Genomic DNA, 19,129 nt, shown 5'->3' on the forward strand with positions numbered 1-19,129 from the left:
GCTTCGTGTCGTCCACACCGGAGCAGAGAAAAATATGTACGCTGTTTTTGAAAGCGGTGGCAAGCAACACCGCGTGGAAGCGGGCGAGATACTTCGCCTTGAAAAGTTGGAAGTCGCGACTGGGGAATCCATCGATTTCGATAGGGTGCTGATGGTAGTTGATGGCGACAAGATTGATATCGGCGCTCCCGTTGTCAATGGCGCAGCAGTGACTGCCGAAGTGGTCAGCCACGGCCGCGGCGAGAAAGTGAAAATCATCAAGTTCCGCCGCCGCAAGCACTCTATGAAGCGCCAGGGTCACCGCCAGTGGTATACCGAGGTGAAAATCACCGGTATCAAGGCATAAAGAGGAGTAACGATTCATGGCACACAAGAAAGCTGGTGGCAGTACCCGAAATGGCCGCGATTCCGAGAGCAAACGCCTTGGCGTTAAGCGTTTTGGCGGCCAGTCTGCTGTTGCAGGTAATATCATCGTTCGCCAGCGCGGCACCAAGTTCCACGCCGGGGTGAATGTTGGTATGGGTAAAGACCACACCCTGTTCGCCACGGCGGACGGCGTTGTGAAGTTTGAAGTGAAAGGTCCCAATAACCGCAAGTTTGTTTCCATCGAAACAGTCTGAGCAGAATCTGGCCCAAGCTTCAAAAAAGCCCCGCTTGCTGCGGGGCTTTTTTGTTGCAAGGCAGTAAACCGTTACGGAATACCCGGGGTAAGTCCCTGTTTTTTGGGGAACCTCCTCCTGTCCGGTTGGTGGGTGTCGCCGGCTTGGGCAGGATACGGAATAGACAATCGCCGAGGTAGTGGAGTGATTTATGAAATTTGTCGATGAAGCACCCATCTACGTGCAGGCGGGCAAGGGGGGCAATGGCTGCCTGAGCTTTCGCCGGGAAAAGTTTGTCGAGCGGGGCGGGCCGGATGGTGGCGATGGCGGTGATGGCGGTTCGGTCTACCTGGAAGCCGACGATTCCCTGAATACCCTGGTGGATTACCGCTACCAGCCCCGCTATATCGCCGAGGCTGGCCAACAGGGGCGCGGGCGCAACTGCACCGGCGCCAAGGGGGGGGATCTGGTATTGAAGGTACCGGTGGGTACCACGGTGATTGATGCGGAAACCGGTGAAACCCTGGGGGATTTGACTGCTGCCGGCGAGCGCCTTCTGGTTGCGCGGGGCGGTTTCCATGGCCTCGGCAATACCCGCTTCAAATCCAGTACCAACCGGGCTCCCCGCAAGACCACCAATGGGACAGCGGGCGAGGCGCGCAACCTCAAGCTGGAGCTGAAAGTCCTGGCCGATGTGGGCATGCTCGGTTTGCCCAATGCCGGCAAGTCCACATTCATCCGCGCCGTTTCCGCAGCCAAACCCAAGGTGGCCAACTATCCCTTCACAACTCTGGTGCCCAATCTGGGGGTGGTGCAGGTACAGCAGCACCGCAGTTTTGTGATCGCCGATATCCCCGGCCTGATCCAGGGTGCCGCCGAGGGCGCTGGTCTGGGCATTCGCTTCCTCAAGCACCTGACCCGCTGCCGGGTGCTCTTGCACCTGGTGGATCTGGCGCCCTTCGACGGCTCCGACCCCGTTGAGAATGCTCGCGCCATTGAGCGTGAGCTGAGCTGCTTCAGCGCCACCCTGGCCGGGCGCGAGCGCTGGTTGGTATTCAACAAAACCGATCTGGTACCCGCGGCCGAGTTGGAAGCGCGCTGTGAAGCGATTGTTGCAGCCCTGAACTGGACCGGGCCGGTGTTTCGGGTGGCTGCGATCCGCGCGGAGGGCACCGGTGTGCTGGTTGGCTGCTTGATGGACTTTCTGGAAGCCCGTCGGGAGGCGGAGGGCAAGGTTCCGCAACTGGCCCAGGCAGAGCTGGAAGTGCAGCAGCAGATGCAGCGCGAAGCGCGCGAGCGCATTGAGACACAGCGAGACAGTTATCGCGCCAGGCGCAGGGCCGCGAGGGGATCGGAGGAAGAAAATGAGGGCCGGGACGATGACGATGTGGATATCGAGTATCGTCCCTGAATGGCATCGGTATGACAGTGTGCTACCACATCGCCCCAAACCGGCCTGGCATTGAGTCTCGTTTGACAATCAGACGATTGTTTTTATGATCAGAGCCAGACAGTTTTCGCTTAAAAGAAAAATACTATGAATATCAGTATAAGTTTGATGCCATATATATTGCTTGTTACGGCAGTGGTACCAACATTATTTGCCATTCGATTGGCGAAAAAACAAAACCGCTCAATGCTGACTAGTGGGGCGGTTACCTTTTGTTTGGGATTTACCTGGATCGGGGGCTGGATATATTTAGCCGTAATGAACCTCATGCGACCACAGCAGCTGGATAAAAAATAGTGCTGTAAAAGTTTCGTGAGTATGCTCGCCAGTTTGGTCCGGGCGCACGAGCCAGGCGTGTCCCTTACGACAGTGTCACAGGGCCTTGGAAGGCCAGGAAAAATATGAACGCCATATCCGTTTCACGACAGAGGCTTTGCAGGGGACAGCGCTGGGTGATAAAGATCGGCAGCGCCCTGTTAACCAACGGGGGGCGCGGTGTACACCGCTCGGCGATCTCGGCCTGGGTTGCGCAGATGGCAGCTCTGCGCGCGCGTGGAATAGAGGTGGTCCTGGTTTCCTCCGGCGCTGTTGCCGCCGGTATGGATCGGCTGGGCTGGCGTCGCAGACCGGAATCCATCCACCAATTGCAGGCTGCCGCCGCAGTGGGGCAGAGTCACCTGGTACAGGTTTATGAGCAGGCCTTCGGTGACTTCGACATTCCCAGCGCACAGATCCTGCTGGATCACGACGACCTCTCCAATCGCACCCGTTATCTCAATGCGCGCAGCACCCTGCGAACCCTTCTGTCTTTGGGGTCCGTACCTATCGTCAATGAAAATGACACCGTAGTGACCGATGAAATCCGCTTTGGGGACAACGACACCCTGGCGGCGCTGGTTGCCAACCTGGTAGAGGCGGATGCCCTGCTGATTATGACGGATGCGGACGGGCTCTTTAGCGAAGACCCCCGGGAAAATCCCCGTGCGGAGTTGATTGCTGAGGCTTCCGCGCTGGACCCCAGGCTATTGCAGGTGGCGGGGGAATCGCGCAGCGGCCTGGGGCGCGGCGGTATGGCTACCAAGGTGCGGGCAGCGCAACTGGCCGCGCGTTCCGGTGCCTGCACAGTGATTGCTGGCGGTGCCAGGGAAGCGGTGATAACACGTGTTTGCGCAGGGGAGCCGCTGGGTACCCTGCTGTTGCCCGAGGCGGGCCCCCTCGCGGCGCGCAAGCGCTGGCTTGCCGGCCAGTTGCAGGTGCGCGGTGCTGTGGTACTGGACAGGGGGGCAGAGACAGCCCTGCTGGAGAGAGGCAGGAGCCTGCTGGCAGTGGGGGTCACAGGCGTGGAGGGCCGCTTTCGGCGGGGAGATCTGGTTTCCTGCCGCAATAGCGCGGGGCGGGAGGTCGCCCGGGGCCTGGTGAATTATGACAGTCGGGAGAGTCTCAGGATTCAGGGACAACCCTCGGAAAAATTTATCGACTTGCTCGGTTACCGCGACGATGATGAGCTGATTCATCGCGACAACCTGGTTTTGCTCTGATGTCAGTGCCGGTTCTCCGCTGCCGGTGACAAAAAAGCCCCGCATTGCGGGGCTTTTTTTGAGTCTGCTACCCGATGAGATCAGGCAGCCAGCGCTTTGATCTGGGCGTTCAGGCGACTCTTGTGGCGAGCTGCTTTATTCTTGTGAATAATACCTTTGTCCGCCATGCGGTCGATCACGGGAACCGCTTCAGCGTAGGCGGTTTTTGCTTTTTCGGCATCGCCCGCATCAATGGCGGCTACTACCTTCTTGATGTAGGTGCGCACCATGGAGCGCAGACTGGCGTTGTGCATGCGGCGCTTGTCGTTCTGGCGCGCGCGTTTCTTCGCTTGAGGTGAGTTGGCCACCGGTTGCTCCTGTCTGGAATCCTGAATCTGTAACTAACAGGCCCTGGGGCCCGATCGGGTCGCGACATTATCCCCACAGTTACTGGCTTGTCAACCATGGTCGGGCTCGCCACAGTGCTTGGGGGGCCGCACCGGTTACCGGGCCGGCAACTCCAGGCAGAACACCACACCACTGCCATCGGCGCGGTTACCGGCACGCAACCTGCCGCGATGAAAGTCTGCGATCAGCTTGGCGATATGCAGCCCCAGGCCCAAGTGGCCTGTGTTGTTGCCGCCCTTGCGCACGGAAACGAGAGAGTCGAACAGCTTGTGCACAGAGCCGCCGGGCAGCAATGGGCCGCGATTACTGACAGACAGGGTGTAGCCCTCTCTTCCGGTATGCGCAGACAGCTGTATTTCACTGCCTGCGGGGGCAAAACTGCAGGCGTTGTCCACCAGTTTGTCGAGCAACTGTGCCAGCAGTTCCGGTGCGCCATGACAGATCAGTTCGCCGGGGGAGACGTCCAGGTGAAAACGGAAGTTGGGGTGGGCGTCGCTGTAACACTGCACCATCACCTTGAGGAAATCCGCCAGATCGAAGGGTTCCCGTTCGGCCTGTTGGATGCTGGCCTCCAGGTTACTGGCGGCGGAGAGGCTGTTGAGAATCCCCGACAGGCGCGCACTGCCGTCCATTGCGCGCTCGGCATAGCGGCGGCTGTTTTTGTCCAGGTTGCCCTCGCACAGGTTGTCCAGAGAAGAGCGCACAATGGCTAGGGGCGTGCGCAGTTCGTGAGACAGCTTGCCGGCCAGGGTGCGTAGGTACTGGTGGTATTGATCCAGTTCACTCAACAGGCTGGCAAAAGTGCGGTTCAGGGCACCCAGTTCATCACCTGCGCGGGATATGGGGAAGTCGCCACGCAGTTTGCCGCTGGCATCCACAGCGGTGCGGGCTGCGCGATGCAGTTTGCGAATTCGCCAGGACAGCCAGCTGGCATAGGCCAGTAAAAGCAGCAGGGCTGTGGCAGCAGCGGCGCAACTGATCAGCCACAGGCGGTGTGCCGCCCCTTCTGTCACAGACTGCATGACAGCACCGGACTGAAGTACCAGTACCCGCCCCAGCAGTGGTCGTTCGACGACGTCATCGGCACGGGTGATCACCGGTACGCTGACGGCGCCGATGCGGGACTGCAGGGGGCCGCTGAACCACTGTCGCCAGGGAGTGCGATCTGCGCCGGCACTCGCTGGCAGGCCGCTGACTGCTAACGGAGACAGGTCTTCCTGTGCCAGTAGTTTGCGGTAAATCCAGTTGCGCAGCCAGGGGGTTGGTTCCCCGTCTTTGTCATTGATTTGCAACTGCCCATGGCTCGCGAGCAGAAAGCCCTCACTGTCCACCACCGCCAAACGCAGGCCGGGGCGGACGAAGTGCTCCAGTTCCGTGTGCAAATCCGCTAGGGGCCGCACCAGGTGGCCGGGTATCCCGTCTGCAGGCAGTGTGCTGGCTGCGCGCACCGGCGCGCCGCCATCGCTGTGGGCGCGATCTCGGACCTGGATCGACAGAGCGCCGCCAGTCAGTGCATAGGGCAAAGCCAGTTCCAACTGGTAACCGGTGGGGGAAGTGGTCCAGCGTCCGTGCAGGCGCAGCTCGCGCTCGTAGTGGCCGGCCCTGGGATCGTGCCACAGGGCGCTGGCCGCGCCCTGGCTCGCCACAGGTAGCGTGTAATGCCGGTTGCCGGTATACAGCTCGACGGTATCCCCTGCGGAGAGCAGGCCGGTGCGGGGATCATGATAGGCTGGAGTGGGGTCACTGACGGTCAGCAGAAGATAGACGCGCTCACCAAATTGCCCCAGTGTAACCTGTGCTAAAGGTGAGCGCTGCGCGTCGAGCAGTGCCCTGGGTTTCAGTGCCAGAGAGCGCCACTCGTCCCCGTAGCCGTCCACGAAGGGCGCTTGGGGCAACGGGTTGAGGTAGAGTTGGGCACCTGGAGGGCGGGCCTGGCGCAGTGGATCCGGGGCGATGAGCTGTGGTGCACTGGCGAGGCGTGCAGCGATGGCTGCCGCGGTGGCCTCCAGCGCCTGCAGTTGCCCCTGGGCGAGGGCTGCATCCACCTGGCGCAGGTACTGGCAACCGGCCCAGGGCAGGGCCAGGGCAACGAGGCTGACAAGCAGGAGTTGGCGGCGAAGCTTCATCGGTAGTGCTCGTGGAGGCTTTTGCATCGGGTGGACGCCCGACGCAAAGGGGAGAAAGCGTTACAGTTGCCAGCGATAGCCCATGCCGTAGGCAGTCCCTATGGCGTTGAATTTTTCATCCAGCGCCTGAAATTTGCGGCGGATGCGCTTGACATGTGAAGTAATGGTATTGTCATCCAGAACCACCTGGGCGGCCTCCATCAGTTGACTGCGGGATTTGACATGGCCCGGCCGCCTGGCCAGCGCGTGGACTATCCAGAACTCGGTAACAGTGAGGTCCACCTGTTGCCCGTCCCAATGGCAGTGCAGTGTGGATAGATCCAGTGCGAGCTTGCCCTGGGTCAGGGCTTCTCCATCCCCGCCCTGATTGCGCAGAACCTCTACCCGGCGCAACAGGGCATTGATACGCGCCTGCATATGGGGCAGGGAAATATCTTTGGTCAGGTAATCGTCTGCACCGAGGCGCAAACCGGAGATAATATCCAACTCGGAATCCCGGGCGGTGAGAAACAGAATTGGCAGGCTGGGCGCCAGGGCGCGCAACTCCCGACACAGCTCGAAGCCGCCTTCCACTTCGCTGCCCAGGCCCACATCAATGACTGCCAGATCCGGCAGGCGCTGCCGGAAGGCCGCCATGGCCTCGATTCTCGCACTGTACAGGTCGACGCGATAACCGTTGCGGCGCAGGGCATCGCGATAGTTTGCAGCGATCGCGTGCTCGTCTTCGACAATGGCAATGGTTGCACTCATGACAGATTCCGGCTTTTTTCCTTATATGTAGGGAATCATGCACGAAAGCGCTGACAAATAGCAAAAAGGCGGGCACTGAGGGCCCGCAGGCACAGCGAGGTAATGTTGGTGGGGGCAGTGGCAAGCAGAATTGCGATCTGTGATCACTGCCGGGCTTGTTGCGCAGATGGTTGAAAACCCACTGTTCCACCACCAGCTAGAAACGTCCGGCGGTGGATTCCGGCAGAGAAAAGCGAATGTCCACCCGGCGCTCCATCGCGTAGGCGTCCACATCACCGCGGGGTGCCCGGGAGTAAGTGGCACCCATCGCGCGGCGACTGATACGCGCGGGGTCGATTCCATAAGATACCAGTGCCTGCTCAACACTCAGGGCGCGCTGGTCCGACAGCACATTGTTGTAACCATCGCTACCGCGGGGGTCGGCGTGTCCCTCCAGGTGGATCTGCAGGTGCGGGTGGCGTCTGAGAAAGTCGGCCAAGGCACTCAGTTGCTGCCGCTGTCCTTCCTGAAGTTCATCTTCTCCAGTGGTAAATAACAGCTGGAATTGCAGAGAATCCAATGCGAGTTGGCCGGCATTGTTTGCGGACAGTCTGGCTGCATCCAGTTGTTGTGCCAGGTTGTTGAGCTCCGCACGGCTCTCGGTTAATTGTGTTGCCAGCATATCTGTCTCTTCCGCTTGCTTGATCTGTTCGCCGAGCCAAGCGCCACCGAGTGCTCCGGCGATAAACCCGACCGGCCCGCCCATGGCTGCACCGGCGATGGCGGCACTGGTAAAGACCGTGGCCTGTTTGGCCGGTGTCAGTTTTGATTCACGGTGTTCCTGTGCCTGGGCGCCGGCGGCAATCAGGGAACTCAGGGTGGCGACCATCAATGCATTTTTCATTGTTCTGCTCCTTGGAGGCTTGCGTTGGCTCTTTTGGACCCGTTGTGTATCCGGCCCGCTTGAATGGTATTAAAAAGCCGCAAGGAGGCGCTGGCGTGGCGCGGTAGTGGCAAACTACAGCGCAATTGTGACGAAATGTGGCAACCGGGCGCGGCCGTCCACTTATTGGAGGCGGCGGTAGCGCTGGTCGCGCGGTGCCTCTACGCTGACACGGATTCGCCGGGGACGGGGCCCGCGCATCACTGCAATGTAGAGCACTATCGCCAGTGCCAGAGCAATAATCAAAGCGTTGATGGTCATCCTTTCACTCCCAGCGCCGCCGCTTCCATGGGACGCGTGACCAAGTCGTAACTATTATAGGCTCGCGAGTTCCCTATCGCAGCGCCCCTGTGCCGCCCTGTAATCAGCCGAATTGCGGTAGACTGGTCAGCCAACAGACTTTACCGATCCCCAGGAGCCGATGTTTTGCCTCAGCCATCCTCAGTTCGGGAACAACCCCTTGAGAGATCCGGTGCTTCCAGGCTGCTGCGCAGCAGCTCAGTCGTGGGCGCCGCGACGCTGTTGTCACGGGTTGCCGGATTGGCGCGGGATATAGCCCTGGCCCGCTTTGCCGGGGCTGGAGATGCCGCCGATGCCTTTTTCGTCGCCTTTAAAATTCCCAATTTCTTTCGCCGGCTGTTTGCCGAGGGCGCCTTCGCCCAGGCATTTGTGCCGGTACTGTCGGAATACCGCCAGAAGGGTGGCATTGCCGCAGCCCGGGCGTTGAATGACCGCGTCGCCGGAGCCCTCGGTGGTGTATTGCTGCTGATTACCCTGCTGGGCGTGATGTGCGCTCCAGCTGTGGCGGGTATTTTTGCTTTTGGATGGTGGTGGGACGGCAGTGAGCGGGAGAAGTTCGATCTCACCGCGGATATGCTGCGAATCACTTTCCCCTACCTGATGTTGATTTCCCTAGCGGGCTTTACCGGTGCCACCCTCAACAGCTTCGACCGCTTTGCCATTCCCGCACTGACGCCGGTGCTCCTCAATCTGATGCTGATAGCAGCCGCGACAGTGGCCAGCACTTGGTTTGAGCCACCAATCATGGCGCTGGCCTGGGGGGTTCTGGCGGCCGGTGTGGCGCAGATGCTGTTTCAGTTGCCTTTTCTCGCCCGGGAAGGGTTACTGCCGCGGCCCAGGTGGGACTGGAGCCATCCCGGTGTACGTAAAATACTGCGGCTCATGGGGCCGGCACTGTTCGGGGTTTCTGTCACCCAGATCAGCCTGGTGCTGGATACACTGCTGGCCTCCTTTCTGCCCAGTGGCAGTGTCTCCTGGCTGTATTTTTCGGACCGTCTGACCGAACTGCCCCTGGGGGTATTCGGGGTTGCTGTGGCCACGGTGATACTGCCGAGCCTCTCTCGCCAGCACAGCGACGGAGACCCGCGCCGCTTCCGCCATACACTCGACTGGGCACTACGCAGTGTTACCCTGATCTCGCTGCCCGCAGCGGTGGCTCTGATCGTGCTGGCTGAACCCCTGCTCACCACCCTATTTCAGTATGGGCGCATGGAGCCGAGGGATATGCAGATGGCCGCCTGGTCTCTGCGGGCCTACGCTCTGGGTCTGCTGGCTTTTATGCTGATTAAGGTGCTGGCACCGGGTTATTTTTCCCGGCAGGATACCTATACACCGATGCGTTTTGGGCTGATCGCGATTTCTGCCAAGATGGTATTGAGCCTGCTGTTTGTGATCCCCTTGAACTATTTTTTCAAGCTCGGCCATATGGGCCTGGCGCTGGCCACCGCGTGCCAGGCTGGGATCAACGCCTGGTTGCTGTACCGGGGCTTGCGCAGGGATGATGTCTACAAGCCCGAGGCGGGCTGGGGGATTTTTCTGCTGCGTCTGTTGCTGGCGAACCTCACAATGGTGGGGGTATTGCTCGGCGCATTGTATTTCTGGTCTGCGTGGGGCGACTGGTCCTGGTCTGGCCGGGCCTGGCGCATGGGCCTGGTGGTCACCGCCGGTGGGCTGACTTATGTTGCGGTCCTGTTTGCGTCGGGTCTGCGCCCCGGCCATTTCCGTGCGACCAGTTAGCACCGCGGATGGTGTGCGGGGCATTGATTACGGGGTATCCGTGGCCACTGGCCGCCCCGTTGGAATCCGTTATACTGTGCGGCTCGATTTTATCAGGATGGGAAGGTCGCTTTGGCCCGGCAGCGCGAACTAATTCGCGGGTTGCACAACCTGCGTCCCCGCCACTGGGGAAGCGTGGCGACCATCGGCTCGTTCGATGGCGTGCACCTGGGTCACCGGGCGATGATCGCGCAACTGAATCAGCGCGCGCAGGAGCGGGGTCTGCCCTCAGTGGCGATTATATTTGAGCCCCAACCCCACGAATTCCTCTCCGTGGAGAAAGCCCCTGCGCGCCTGATGCGCTTCAAAGAAAAAGTGCTGGCGCTGTTCGATGCCGGTGTCGATCGGGTGTTGTGCCTGCAGTTTAACGATTTCCTGCGCAGCCTCAGCGCCGAAGCGTTTGTTCGCTGCGTATTGTTGCAGGGGCTGGGTATTCGCCACCTGGTGGTTGGCGATGATTTCCGTTTTGGCTGTGATCGCAGCGGCGATTACCGCTTGCTGCAATCGATGGGAGCCCAGAGCAGTTTCACGGTAGAGGACACGGCAACACTGGAAATCCGTGGCGAGCGGGTCAGCAGTACCCGTATCCGCGAGGCGCTACAGCGGGGGGATTTCGAATTGGCGCAGGCCCTGCTCGGACAGCCCTACCGGATTACCGGCAGAGTTGTGCCCGGCCGCTCTCTGGGTCGCCAATTGGGTGCACCCACAGCCAATGTGCGCCTGCACCGCTACCGCTCCCCTCTGGTGGGAGTATATGTCGTGCGCACCCATGCGACCGATGGCACAGACCTTGTGACCGGGCGTAGCGAGATAGCGGGAGTCGCGAATGTGGGATTTCGTCCGACCGTTGAGGGGGCGGGCGCGCGGCCATTACTGGAAGTCAATCTTTTTGATTTCAGTGGCGACCTCTACGGGCGTGAGTTGGCGGTGGTGTTTTGCCACAAATTGCGCGACGAAGAAAAATTTGCCTCACTGGATATCCTCAGGACCCGTATTGCGGGGGATATTGAAGCGGCCAAAGCCTGGCTTGCACGGAACCCGCACTGACCCCGATAAGTGGAAAAGAAACGCATTATCTTACTACTGGAGCTGAAGTAGGCCGCCAATGACTGATTATAAATCAACGCTTAACCTGCCCGAGACCGGCTTCCCCATGCGCGGCAATTTGCCCCAGCGCGAGCCGGCGATTCTGAAGCAATGGCAGCAGGCAAAGCTCTACGAAAAAATCCGCGCAGCTCGTGCCGGGTGCGCGCAGTTTATCCTGCACGATGGCCCGCCCTATGCCAATGGGGATATTCACATCGGTCACGCCCTCAACAAGATCCTCAAGGATATCATCGTCAAGTCGAAAACCCTGAGTGGTTTCGATGCCCCTTACGTGCCCGGTTGGGATTGCCACGGGTTGCCTATCGAGCACCGGGTGGAGAAGAAGGTCGGCAAGGCCGGTACCAAGGTGGACACCAAAACCTTCCGCCAGAAATGCCGCGATTATGCCGCCGGGCAGGTAGAGGGGCAGAAGAAAGACTTTATGCGCCTGGGGGTGCTCGGTGACTGGGAACATCCCTACCGCACTATGGATTACCAGTTTGAGGGGGACATCATCCGTGCACTTGGGCGTGTGGTAAAAAATGGCCACTTAGCGCGGGGCTTCAAACCGGTGTACTGGAGTGTGGTGGGTGGCTCTGCCCTGGCGGAAGCGGAGGTCGAGTATCTGGATAAAGTCTCCTACTCCATTGATGTGTGCTATCCCGTCACCGAAGAGACCGCACTGGTCATTGCCGATGCTGCCGGTGGCCATGCGGGAGACGGCCCCCTCTCGGTTGTAATCTGGACCACGACCCCCTGGACCCTGCCTGCCAGTCAGGCGGTTTCTGTCAATGCCGAACTGGAATATGTGGTGGTACAGACCGGCGAGGGCCGCCTGCTGGTGGCGGAAGCGCTGCAAGAGGCCGTTTTGGACCGTGTGGGCCTTGCCGGTGAGGTGGTCGGGCATATCCGCGGTGCTGCGCTGGAGCACCTGAAGGTACACCACCCCTTTTACGACAAGCTGCTGCCGATCGTCCTTGGGGATCATGTCACCACAGAGGCCGGTACCGGTTGTGTACACACGGCCCCGGACCACGGCCCGGACGATTTCCAGGTGGGCAGGCGCTACGGTATTGAAACCCTCAACTATATCGACGATCACGGAGTCTATCGGGATGGGGTGCCACTGTTTGCCGGCGAGCATGTGTACAAAGTGGACGACAGGATTGTCGACCTGCTGGAAGCGCGCGGACGACTGTTGCATCGGGGCAAGCTGGAACACAGCTATCCGCACTGTTGGCGCACCAAGACGCCGCTGATTTACCGCGCGACCCCCCAGTGGTTTATCAGCATGCAACAGAGTGATCTGCTTGAACAGGCTCAGAAAGCGGCCGATAAGGTGCAGTGGGTACCCGGCTGGGGCAAAGCCCGTATTGATGCCATGCTGGACGGCAGTCCGGATTGGTGTATTTCGCGCCAGCGTACCTGGGGCGTACCCATTGCCCTGTTTGTGCACAAGGAAACCCGCGAAATCCACCCCGACACGCCGGCGCTGATGGATCAAGTGGCCGAGCGGGTCGACGCCCGGGGTATGGACGTGTGGTTCGAACTGGACCCGCGCGAATTTCTCGGCGATGAGGCGGACCAGTACGAAAAAGTCACCGATACCCTGGATGTCTGGTTTGACGCCGGTGTGACCCACTTCGCGGTGCTTGAGCGCCGTGAAGATCTGCGCTTCCCCGCAGACCTGTACCTGGAGGGGTCCGACCAGCACCGGGGCTGGTTCCAGTCCTCCCTGAAAACGTCCATTGCCATCAATGGCTGTGCCCCCTACCGACAGGTGCTGACCCACGGCTTCACCGTGGATGCCGAGGGCCGCAAGATGTCGAAATCGATCGGCAACACCGTCGCCCCTATGGATGTGATTAACAAACTCGGTGCGGATGTACTGCGCCTGTGGGTGTCGGCGACTGATTTCAACGGTGAGATGGCGGTCAGCGAGGAAATTCTCAAGCGCACAGCGGATTCCTACCGCCGCCTGCGCAACACGGCGCGCTTCTTTCTGTCCAATTTGGCGGGTTTTGACCCGGACAGGGACCTGCTGCCGGAAAACACGTTGCTGGCGCTGGATCGCTGGGCACTGGACAGGGCCGCGCGCCTGCAGGATGAGATTCTGGCCGCCTATGACAGCTACCAGTTCCACCAGATCTACCAGAAATTGCACAACTTCTGTGTGGTGGAAATGGGGGGATTTTACCTGGATATTATCAAGGACCGTCAGTACACCACCCGGGCGGACAGCACTGCACGCCGTTCCGCGCAGACGGCGCTGTATCATATTGTGCAGGCCTTCGTGCGCTGGATTGCGCCTATTCTGAGTTTTACCGCAGAAGAGTTGTGGCAGTTTATGCCCGGGGTCAAATCGGACAGCGTATTCCTTGAAACCTGGTATCCGCTGCCCAGACTGCCGGCGGGCGCCGATATGGGTCCGGATTACTGGGCAGTCATTGCCGCGGTGAAAACAGCGGTCAACAAGGTATTTGAAGCGCAGCGCACGGCGGGCGTGATTGGCAGCTCACTGCAGGCCGCCGTGACCCTGTTTGCCAGCGAGGATCTGCGCGAGAAACTGCTGGCGCTGGAAGGGGAACTGCGCTTTGTATTGATCTGCTCCTCCACTTCCGTACAGCCGCTCAGCGATGCCGCTGGCGCTGAGGCCACTGAGTTGGCGGGCCTCAAGGTCAGTGTGCGTAAAGTGGAGCATCCCAAGTGCGCACGCTGCTGGCACTACCGCGCGGATGTGGGTGAAAACAGCGCCTATCCGGCTATCTGTGCGCGTTGTGTAGAGAATCTGGTGGGCGAAGGCGAGGTGAGGCGCTATGCCTAATGCCAATTTTCTTTTGGGCCATCCCTGGCGCTGGTACGGGCTCGCGCTGGTGGTGGTGGCCCTCGATGTGGCCACCAAAGTGTGGGCTGTGGACAGGTTTATGCAGGGCCCGGCGCTGCAAATAATACCGGGGCTGCTGCAGTTTACTTACGCGGAAAACTATGGCGCCGCCTTCAGTTTTCTCGCCGATGCCGGCGGCTGGCAGCGCTGGTTACTCGGTGTTATAGCGCTCGGTTTCAGTGTTGTTGTCTGTATCTGGTTATGGCGCCTGCCTGCCAGAAAGCGCTGGGAATCCTGTGCCCTGGCATTGATACTCGGCGGTGCCCTCGGCAACCTCTGGGATCGTATCCTGCTGGGGTATGTGCGGGACTTTATTTCCGTGTACTACGGCAACTGGCATTTCCCGGTGTTTAATGTGGCGGATATGGGCATCAGTATCGGCGCCGTCATGCTGGTCATTGAAATGCTCTTTTTTGTGGAAAAAGGCCGTGAAAAAGCCAAAAATAACGCGGAAGTTTAACCAGTTATGAGTAATGGCGCTATCGGCGAGCACAGCCGTGTCACCCTGCACTTCAGCCTGAGGCTAGAAGATGGCACAGAGGTGGATACCACCTTTAAAGGGGAGCCCGCCGCCTTCAGTGTCGGTGATGGCAGCCTGCTGCCAGGGTTTGAGAAGGCCCTGTTCGGCCTGAAAACCGGTGATGAAGCTGAAATTGAAATTCCCCCGGAACTGGGCTTTGGCCAGCGCAATCCCGCCAATGTGCAAACCGTGCGCCGCGACAGTTTCTCGCCGGATATGAAGCTGGAGGAGGGCCTGGTAGTGTCCTTTGACAATGGCAGCGGCGAGTTGCCCGGCGTGATCCGCGCAATTGGTGAAGAGGAGGTTACTGTCGATTTTAACCACCCCCTGGCCGGGCAGACACTGAACTTTCACGTCAAGATCATTGCAGTGGATTCGATTCAGTAGGATTGAAGCTCTCCTGAACACGCAACCGGAGTACAGAAGTAAAGATGCAAATCCGACTCGCCAATCCCCGCGGTTTCTGTGCCGGCGTCGATCGCGCGATCGATATCGTGAATCGCGCTCTGGATGTGTTTGGTGCGCCTATCTATGTGCGCCACGAAGTGGTGCACAACAAGTTCGTGGTGGAAAGTCTGCGCAAGCGCGGCGCCGTGTTTGTGGATGAGCTGTCGGAAGTACCCGAGGACGTGATTGTTATCTTCAGTGCCCACGGCGTGTCCAAGGCTGTGCAGCGCGAGGCGCACCGGCGCGGCCTGCGTGTCTTCGACGCCACCTGCCCCCTGGTTACCAAGGTGCATATTGAGGTCAGCAAATTCAGCAGTGACGATATTGAATGTGTCTTGATTGGCCATGCCGGGCACCCGGAGGTGGAGGGCACCATGGGCCAGTACAACAGCGCCGGTGGTGGCGCCATCTATCTGGTGGAGGACGTGGAGGACGTGGCCAGGTTGCAGGTCAAAGACGAGAATAATCTCGCCTATGTCACCCAGACCACCCTGTCCATGGATGATACCCTGCGGGTGATCGATGCCCTGCGGGTGCGCTTCCCGAATATTCGCGGCCCGCGCAAAGATGATATCTGCTACGCCACCCAGAACCGCCAGGATGCGGTGAAACAGCTGGCCCTGGAGTGCGACCTGGTACTGGTGGTGGGCAGCCCCAACAGCTCCAACTCCAACCGCCTGCGAGAACTAGCCCAGCGCTGCGGTGCCGATGCCGAACTGATCGACGGTGCCGACGATATCGCTGTCGGATGGCTGGCGGGAAAGCAGTCCATCGGTATTACCGCCGGCGCCTCCGCTCCCGAGGTGCTGGTGCAGGCCGTGATCGCCAGGCTGCAGCAGCTGGGTGCCAGCGCGCCGCAAGAGATGCATGGGCGCGAGGAGGATATCCGCTTTTCCCTGCCGAAGGCGCTGCGCTGAGGCGGCGGTTTCATTCACATTGCCCCTTTGGGTGACGAAATCAAGCACAATGTGCCGCGCTGGCCTTTTCCATTCTCATACGTCCGCCGGGGGCTAAAATCAGTGCGTAACCGGCCTCGCCGTCTTGGGCGCAAACATGCAGGGTGCCGGCCTGAAAGCCGCCCAGTGGCGCGCCTGCGAGGCGGCTCTCGCCGGTGCCCACAAAGGATATGTAATCCCTAACCGGTCTGTTTGCGATTACGCGAATGCCCGTTTGTACGCCACGGCTCAACAGGAGTGGTTCTCCACCGCCGCGCGCTCCGTCATTGTCCAAATCCACAAAGACCTCCCACCCCGATGCCCAGTTGCCCAGGTTGCGCATGGTTACTCGCTGGTTACGCATAACGGCACTGGAGCGCGCCAGCTGTACGCTGGCAGACAGCGCTTCGGTTGCAGTGTCCAGTCGGATGCTGTGGACCCATTGGGTAAAACTAGGCAATCCCATCATCAAGAGCACTGACAGGACAGTGAGGGTGATTAGTAGTTCGAGTAGTGTAAAGCCCTGCCGAGTCATCCCCCTGCTCCGGGTTTTTTGACACAGGTCTCAGCTTCAAAACCTTTAAATCCGCCGAAATCACCGTTTGTCGGCCCGCAATGGAGCGGGCGCGTCGCGACATGGTAATTTCCCCACTATATCGCTGCGGTCGCCGTGTATCCAGGTAACTGGCAGCAAACTAAACCCTGGTTTTTCTCACTGGGCGGAAGAAAAAAATGTGGTATAGGCAAGGCGATAGCAATTCCAAGCTACACGGACGGCAGGTGGGGTTTACCCTGATTGAACTGATGGTAACCCTGGCTGTGCTGGCCATTTTAATTGCGGTTGCCGTGCCCAGCTTTACAGACATGATCAACAACAATCGCTCCGTGGCTTTGTCGGAAGCGTTTGTCAATGCATTGAACTTTACCCGCAGCGAAGCGGTAAAGCGCGGCGCCCGGGTATCTATCTGTGCAAGCGGTAACGGTACAGGTTGTACAGCGGCGAATACCTGGTCCAATGGCTGGATTGTATTTGTGGATAGCGCGGCCTCGGATAGTGCAGCGCCTATTGTGGGGCAGGTGCTTAGGGTCAAGAAGATCGAGCATAATAAAGCCATAATTACTGTCGGCCCGGGTGGGGCAGCCAGGTTTATCCGCTTTACCGGATTGGGCACTCTGGGGCCTTTTGCCGAGGTGAAAATCACTGCAAAAATTTCCGATTGTAGCGGGAAGAGTGCACGCGATATCACGATTGGTGGTGCAGGGGTAATTTCAGTCGAGAAATTGGATTGCTAGAGAGGAAAATATGAAACTGCTCACCGGCCAACGAGGCGCTGGCTTAATTGAGGTGATGGTCACGGTATTGATCCTGTCGACTTCCCTGCTGGGTTTGGCCGCCCTGCAAAACCGCGCCTTGCAGTATAACCACAGTGCTTATATGCGCTCCCAGGCCAATGTACTGGCTTATGATTTATTCGACCGCATCCGGGCAAATCGCACTCAGAGGGCCGCTTACGATTTAGCGGTGGACGCCAAGGCACCCACCACATCCGGCAATCTGGTCAACAGGGATTTGGCGCAGTGGCGGGGGCTGCTTGCAGAGCGGTTGCCGGCGGGAACCGGTGGCATTACATGTGATGCAGTGGGTGTTTGCACGGTAACAATTCAGTGGGGGGAGCAGGATGCCGCCGGTGCAAATGGCGATGGTGAGGTGAGCAGGTTTCAGTATATGACGCGGATCTAGAGGGGTGGGTATGTATAAGCAATGGGGCATTTCCCTGGTAGAACTGATGGTTTCCATTACCGTTGGCCTGGTGCTTATGGCGGGAGTGGTACAGCTCTTTTTATCCAGCAAATTGACTTTTACCACCCAACAGGCCATGTCCCGGGTTCAGGAAACCGGCCGTCTGGCAATGGAGTTTATGAGTGAAGACATTCGTATGGCCGGCCATATGGGGTGTTTGAATGTAGCTTCATTCGGCCCAGATAATAAATTTTTTAGAAACTTCCTCAAGGACGAAACTACATTGGCCTATAACTACGAGGTGGCAGTGGACGGCATGGATGCCTCTAAAGTGAAAGACGAATATCCAGAACCTCCAAATGGGGGAGTGTTGGCAGGAACCGATGCGCTTTTAATCCGCAGTGCCAGCGGCCGCAATGTGGGGATCGCTCGCAAAAATGACCCTACGCAGTTGTTTATAGAAAATACCGGTGTTGAGACGGGTGAGTGTGACAACGGTACAAATAAGACAGATAAGTACAGCGGCCTCTGTGCCGGTGACATACTGGCAGTGGCGGATTGCGACAGTGTGCGGGTTTTTCAGGCCACCGGGTTTACCGGTTCCGCCGGTAGTGCCGAGATCGGAGTCCAACACACGGACGACAGCTCGTTTACTCCGGGAAATCGGGTTGCAACCTGGGGCGCGGAGGATATTGATGAGAGGCAGACTTTTGGTAAGGATGCACAGATACTGACGATTCAAAACATCTTTTACTATATCGCCAATAATACCACTAATAACCCGAGCCTGTTCAGGCAAGTCAACAAGGACGGTCCGCAGGAGTTATTGCAAGGAGTTGAGGATATGCAGTTGACCTATGGCGTGGACACGAATAGTGACGGGACACCAGATACCTACCGCCCGGCGCACCAGATAGCGGCGAACCAGTGGGGGTCCGTGTCCAGCGTACGGCTGGAACTGCTAGTGGCCAGTACAGAGGACAATGTATTGCAGGAGCCGCAGGGATATACGTTTAATGGTGTTCCGGTAGATGATCCCGGTGACCGGCGTCTGCGGCAGGTATTTAGCACGACCGTGGCAATTCGCGGCCTTTTACCCTGAATGGAGGCTTCTTACTATGCAGCAAACATCCACTTTCTCAATGCTGCATCCGCAGCGCGGAGCCACCTTGCTGGTTGGCCTGGTCATACTGCTGCTGATGACATTTATCGGTTTGGCAGCGATGCGCGGCAGTGGTATGCAGGAGTTGATGGCGGGCAATATGCGCGACCGGCAACTGGCCTTTCAGGCCGCGGAAGCGGCTTTGCGGGAGGCTGAAAACAGGGTGCTCAATACATTCAACACCATGACTTTTAACGGCAATACCGCAGGGCAGGTGGAGGATATGGCGGGTGCAACCAACAGCGGCTTCTGGCTGGAATATACCTGGGAGGGGGCTTCCATCTCTACAAACCTGAAGCCGCAAGGGGTGGCGAAACGGCCGGTTTATGTGATTGAGCGGGTGACCACGCAACTGGTAAATAGCGGCGCAGATGGCAGTGGCGTCGATCAGGAAAGCAGGAACAAAATACCATCAACACCCACTTACCGGATTACCAGCCGAGGAGTGGGTGGTACAGAAAATGCCGTTGTCATCTTGCAATCCACCTTTAGACCCTAAGTATTGA

Annotated in this window: 21 protein-coding genes; 15 read left to right on the forward strand and 6 right to left on the reverse strand. The window is 58.9% G+C overall.

All coding sequences use genetic code 11. The annotated features are described in order from the left end of the window. The first annotated feature begins 34 nt into the window (after positions 1-34). The 5 genes from rplU to proB all read left to right on the forward strand — a co-directional run bounded on the left by rplU (position 35) and on the right by proB (position 3,587). Positions 35-346, forward strand: coding sequence for a 50S ribosomal protein L21 (gene rplU, locus Q5Y71_RS01700; protein ID WP_301415124.1), 312 nt, complete (start codon positions 35-37; stop codon positions 344-346). Between the two features lie 16 nt (positions 347-362). After that, on the forward strand, positions 363-620 hold the full coding sequence (gene rpmA / locus Q5Y71_RS01705) for a 50S ribosomal protein L27 (protein ID WP_306039545.1): 258 nt from the start codon (positions 363-365) through the stop codon (positions 618-620). A gap of 190 nt (positions 621-810) precedes the next feature. After that, positions 811-2,010: an Obg family GTPase CgtA gene (gene cgtA / locus Q5Y71_RS01710; RefSeq protein ID WP_306039546.1), complete on the forward strand. Its 1,200-nt coding sequence runs from the start codon at positions 811-813 to the stop codon at positions 2,008-2,010. Positions 2,011-2,136: 126 nt separating this feature from the next. After that, entirely contained in the window at positions 2,137-2,346 is a 210-nt protein-coding gene (locus Q5Y71_RS01715; RefSeq protein WP_306039548.1) for a hypothetical protein, read from the forward strand. 104 nt (positions 2,347-2,450) lie between these two features. Continuing rightward, on the forward strand, positions 2,451-3,587 hold the full coding sequence (proB, locus tag Q5Y71_RS01720; RefSeq protein WP_306039550.1) for a glutamate 5-kinase: 1,137 nt from the start codon (positions 2,451-2,453) through the stop codon (positions 3,585-3,587). Between the two features lie 80 nt (positions 3,588-3,667). Here the strand turns inward: proB and rpsT are convergent, their stop codons facing one another. The 5 genes from rpsT to Q5Y71_RS01745 all read right to left on the reverse strand — a co-directional run bounded on the left by rpsT (position 3,668) and on the right by Q5Y71_RS01745 (position 8,033). After that, positions 3,668-3,934: a 30S ribosomal protein S20 gene (gene rpsT, locus Q5Y71_RS01725; RefSeq protein ID WP_108731693.1), complete on the reverse strand. Its 267-nt coding sequence runs from the start codon at positions 3,932-3,934 to the stop codon at positions 3,668-3,670. 135 nt (positions 3,935-4,069) lie between these two features. After that, complete coding sequence (locus Q5Y71_RS01730) at positions 4,070-6,100, reverse strand: ATP-binding protein (protein ID WP_306039553.1); 2,031 nt, start codon at positions 6,098-6,100, stop codon at positions 4,070-4,072. Between the two features lie 60 nt (positions 6,101-6,160). Further along, positions 6,161-6,850 (reverse strand): proteobacterial dedicated sortase system response regulator, encoded by a 690-nt coding sequence (gene pdsR, locus Q5Y71_RS01735; RefSeq protein WP_306039554.1) that lies wholly within the window; start codon positions 6,848-6,850, stop codon positions 6,161-6,163. 196 nt (positions 6,851-7,046) lie between these two features. After that, positions 7,047-7,733 (reverse strand): OmpA family protein, encoded by a 687-nt coding sequence (locus Q5Y71_RS01740; RefSeq protein ID WP_306039555.1) that lies wholly within the window; start codon positions 7,731-7,733, stop codon positions 7,047-7,049. Between the two features lie 162 nt (positions 7,734-7,895). Beyond that, entirely contained in the window at positions 7,896-8,033 is a 138-nt protein-coding gene (locus Q5Y71_RS01745; protein WP_301415117.1) for a hypothetical protein, read from the reverse strand. A gap of 165 nt (positions 8,034-8,198) precedes the next feature. Between Q5Y71_RS01745 and murJ the strand changes: the two genes are divergently transcribed. The 6 genes from murJ to ispH all read left to right on the forward strand — a co-directional run bounded on the left by murJ (position 8,199) and on the right by ispH (position 15,702). After that, a complete protein-coding gene (gene murJ, locus Q5Y71_RS01750) occupies positions 8,199-9,809 on the forward strand; it encodes a murein biosynthesis integral membrane protein MurJ (protein WP_306039557.1) in 1,611 nt (536 codons plus the stop codon). Between the two features lie 111 nt (positions 9,810-9,920). Then, entirely contained in the window at positions 9,921-10,895 is a 975-nt protein-coding gene (ribF, locus tag Q5Y71_RS01755; RefSeq protein ID WP_306039559.1) for a bifunctional riboflavin kinase/FAD synthetase, read from the forward strand. Between the two features lie 58 nt (positions 10,896-10,953). Beyond that, positions 10,954-13,758, forward strand: coding sequence for an isoleucine--tRNA ligase (ileS, locus tag Q5Y71_RS01760; protein WP_306039560.1), 2,805 nt, complete (start codon positions 10,954-10,956; stop codon positions 13,756-13,758). After that, positions 13,751-14,278, forward strand: a complete 528-nt coding sequence (gene lspA, locus Q5Y71_RS01765) for a signal peptidase II (RefSeq protein WP_306039562.1) — start codon at positions 13,751-13,753, stop codon at positions 14,276-14,278. The genes ileS and lspA overlap by 8 nt, the downstream gene beginning before the upstream one ends. 6 nt (positions 14,279-14,284) lie before the next feature. Beyond that, positions 14,285-14,725 (forward strand): peptidylprolyl isomerase, encoded by a 441-nt coding sequence (locus Q5Y71_RS01770; protein ID WP_306039564.1) that lies wholly within the window; start codon positions 14,285-14,287, stop codon positions 14,723-14,725. 44 nt (positions 14,726-14,769) lie between these two features. Further along, positions 14,770-15,702, forward strand: coding sequence for a 4-hydroxy-3-methylbut-2-enyl diphosphate reductase (gene ispH, locus Q5Y71_RS01775; RefSeq protein ID WP_306039566.1), 933 nt, complete (start codon positions 14,770-14,772; stop codon positions 15,700-15,702). A gap of 40 nt (positions 15,703-15,742) precedes the next feature. Here ispH and Q5Y71_RS01780 read toward each other — a convergent pair whose 3' ends face one another. After that, positions 15,743-16,255, reverse strand: coding sequence for a GspH/FimT family protein (locus Q5Y71_RS01780; protein ID WP_306039567.1), 513 nt, complete (start codon positions 16,253-16,255; stop codon positions 15,743-15,745). 197 nt (positions 16,256-16,452) lie between these two features. Between Q5Y71_RS01780 and Q5Y71_RS01785 the strand changes: the two genes are divergently transcribed. From Q5Y71_RS01785 to Q5Y71_RS01800, 4 genes are read left to right on the forward strand one after another with little or no spacing between them, the layout of a single operon-like run. Next, a complete protein-coding gene (locus Q5Y71_RS01785; RefSeq protein WP_306039568.1) occupies positions 16,453-17,013 on the forward strand; it encodes a GspH/FimT family pseudopilin in 561 nt (186 codons plus the stop codon). Between the two features lie 10 nt (positions 17,014-17,023). Beyond that, positions 17,024-17,461 carry a type IV pilus modification protein PilV gene (gene pilV, locus Q5Y71_RS01790; protein ID WP_306039570.1) on the forward strand — a complete coding sequence of 146 codons (438 nt, stop codon included), beginning with the start codon at positions 17,024-17,026 and terminating at the stop codon, positions 17,459-17,461. Positions 17,462-17,471: 10 nt separating this feature from the next. Then, positions 17,472-18,563, forward strand: a complete 1,092-nt coding sequence (locus tag Q5Y71_RS01795; RefSeq protein ID WP_306039572.1) for a PilW family protein — start codon at positions 17,472-17,474, stop codon at positions 18,561-18,563. A 16-nt stretch (positions 18,564-18,579) separates the two neighbouring features. Then, complete coding sequence (locus tag Q5Y71_RS01800; protein ID WP_306039574.1) at positions 18,580-19,122, forward strand: pilus assembly protein; 543 nt, start codon at positions 18,580-18,582, stop codon at positions 19,120-19,122. Positions 19,123-19,129: the final 7 nt, after the last annotated feature.

It is taken from the genome of Microbulbifer sp. 2205BS26-8, assembly GCF_030731025.1.
Lineage (GTDB): Bacteria > Pseudomonadota > Gammaproteobacteria > Pseudomonadales > Cellvibrionaceae > Microbulbifer > Microbulbifer spongiae.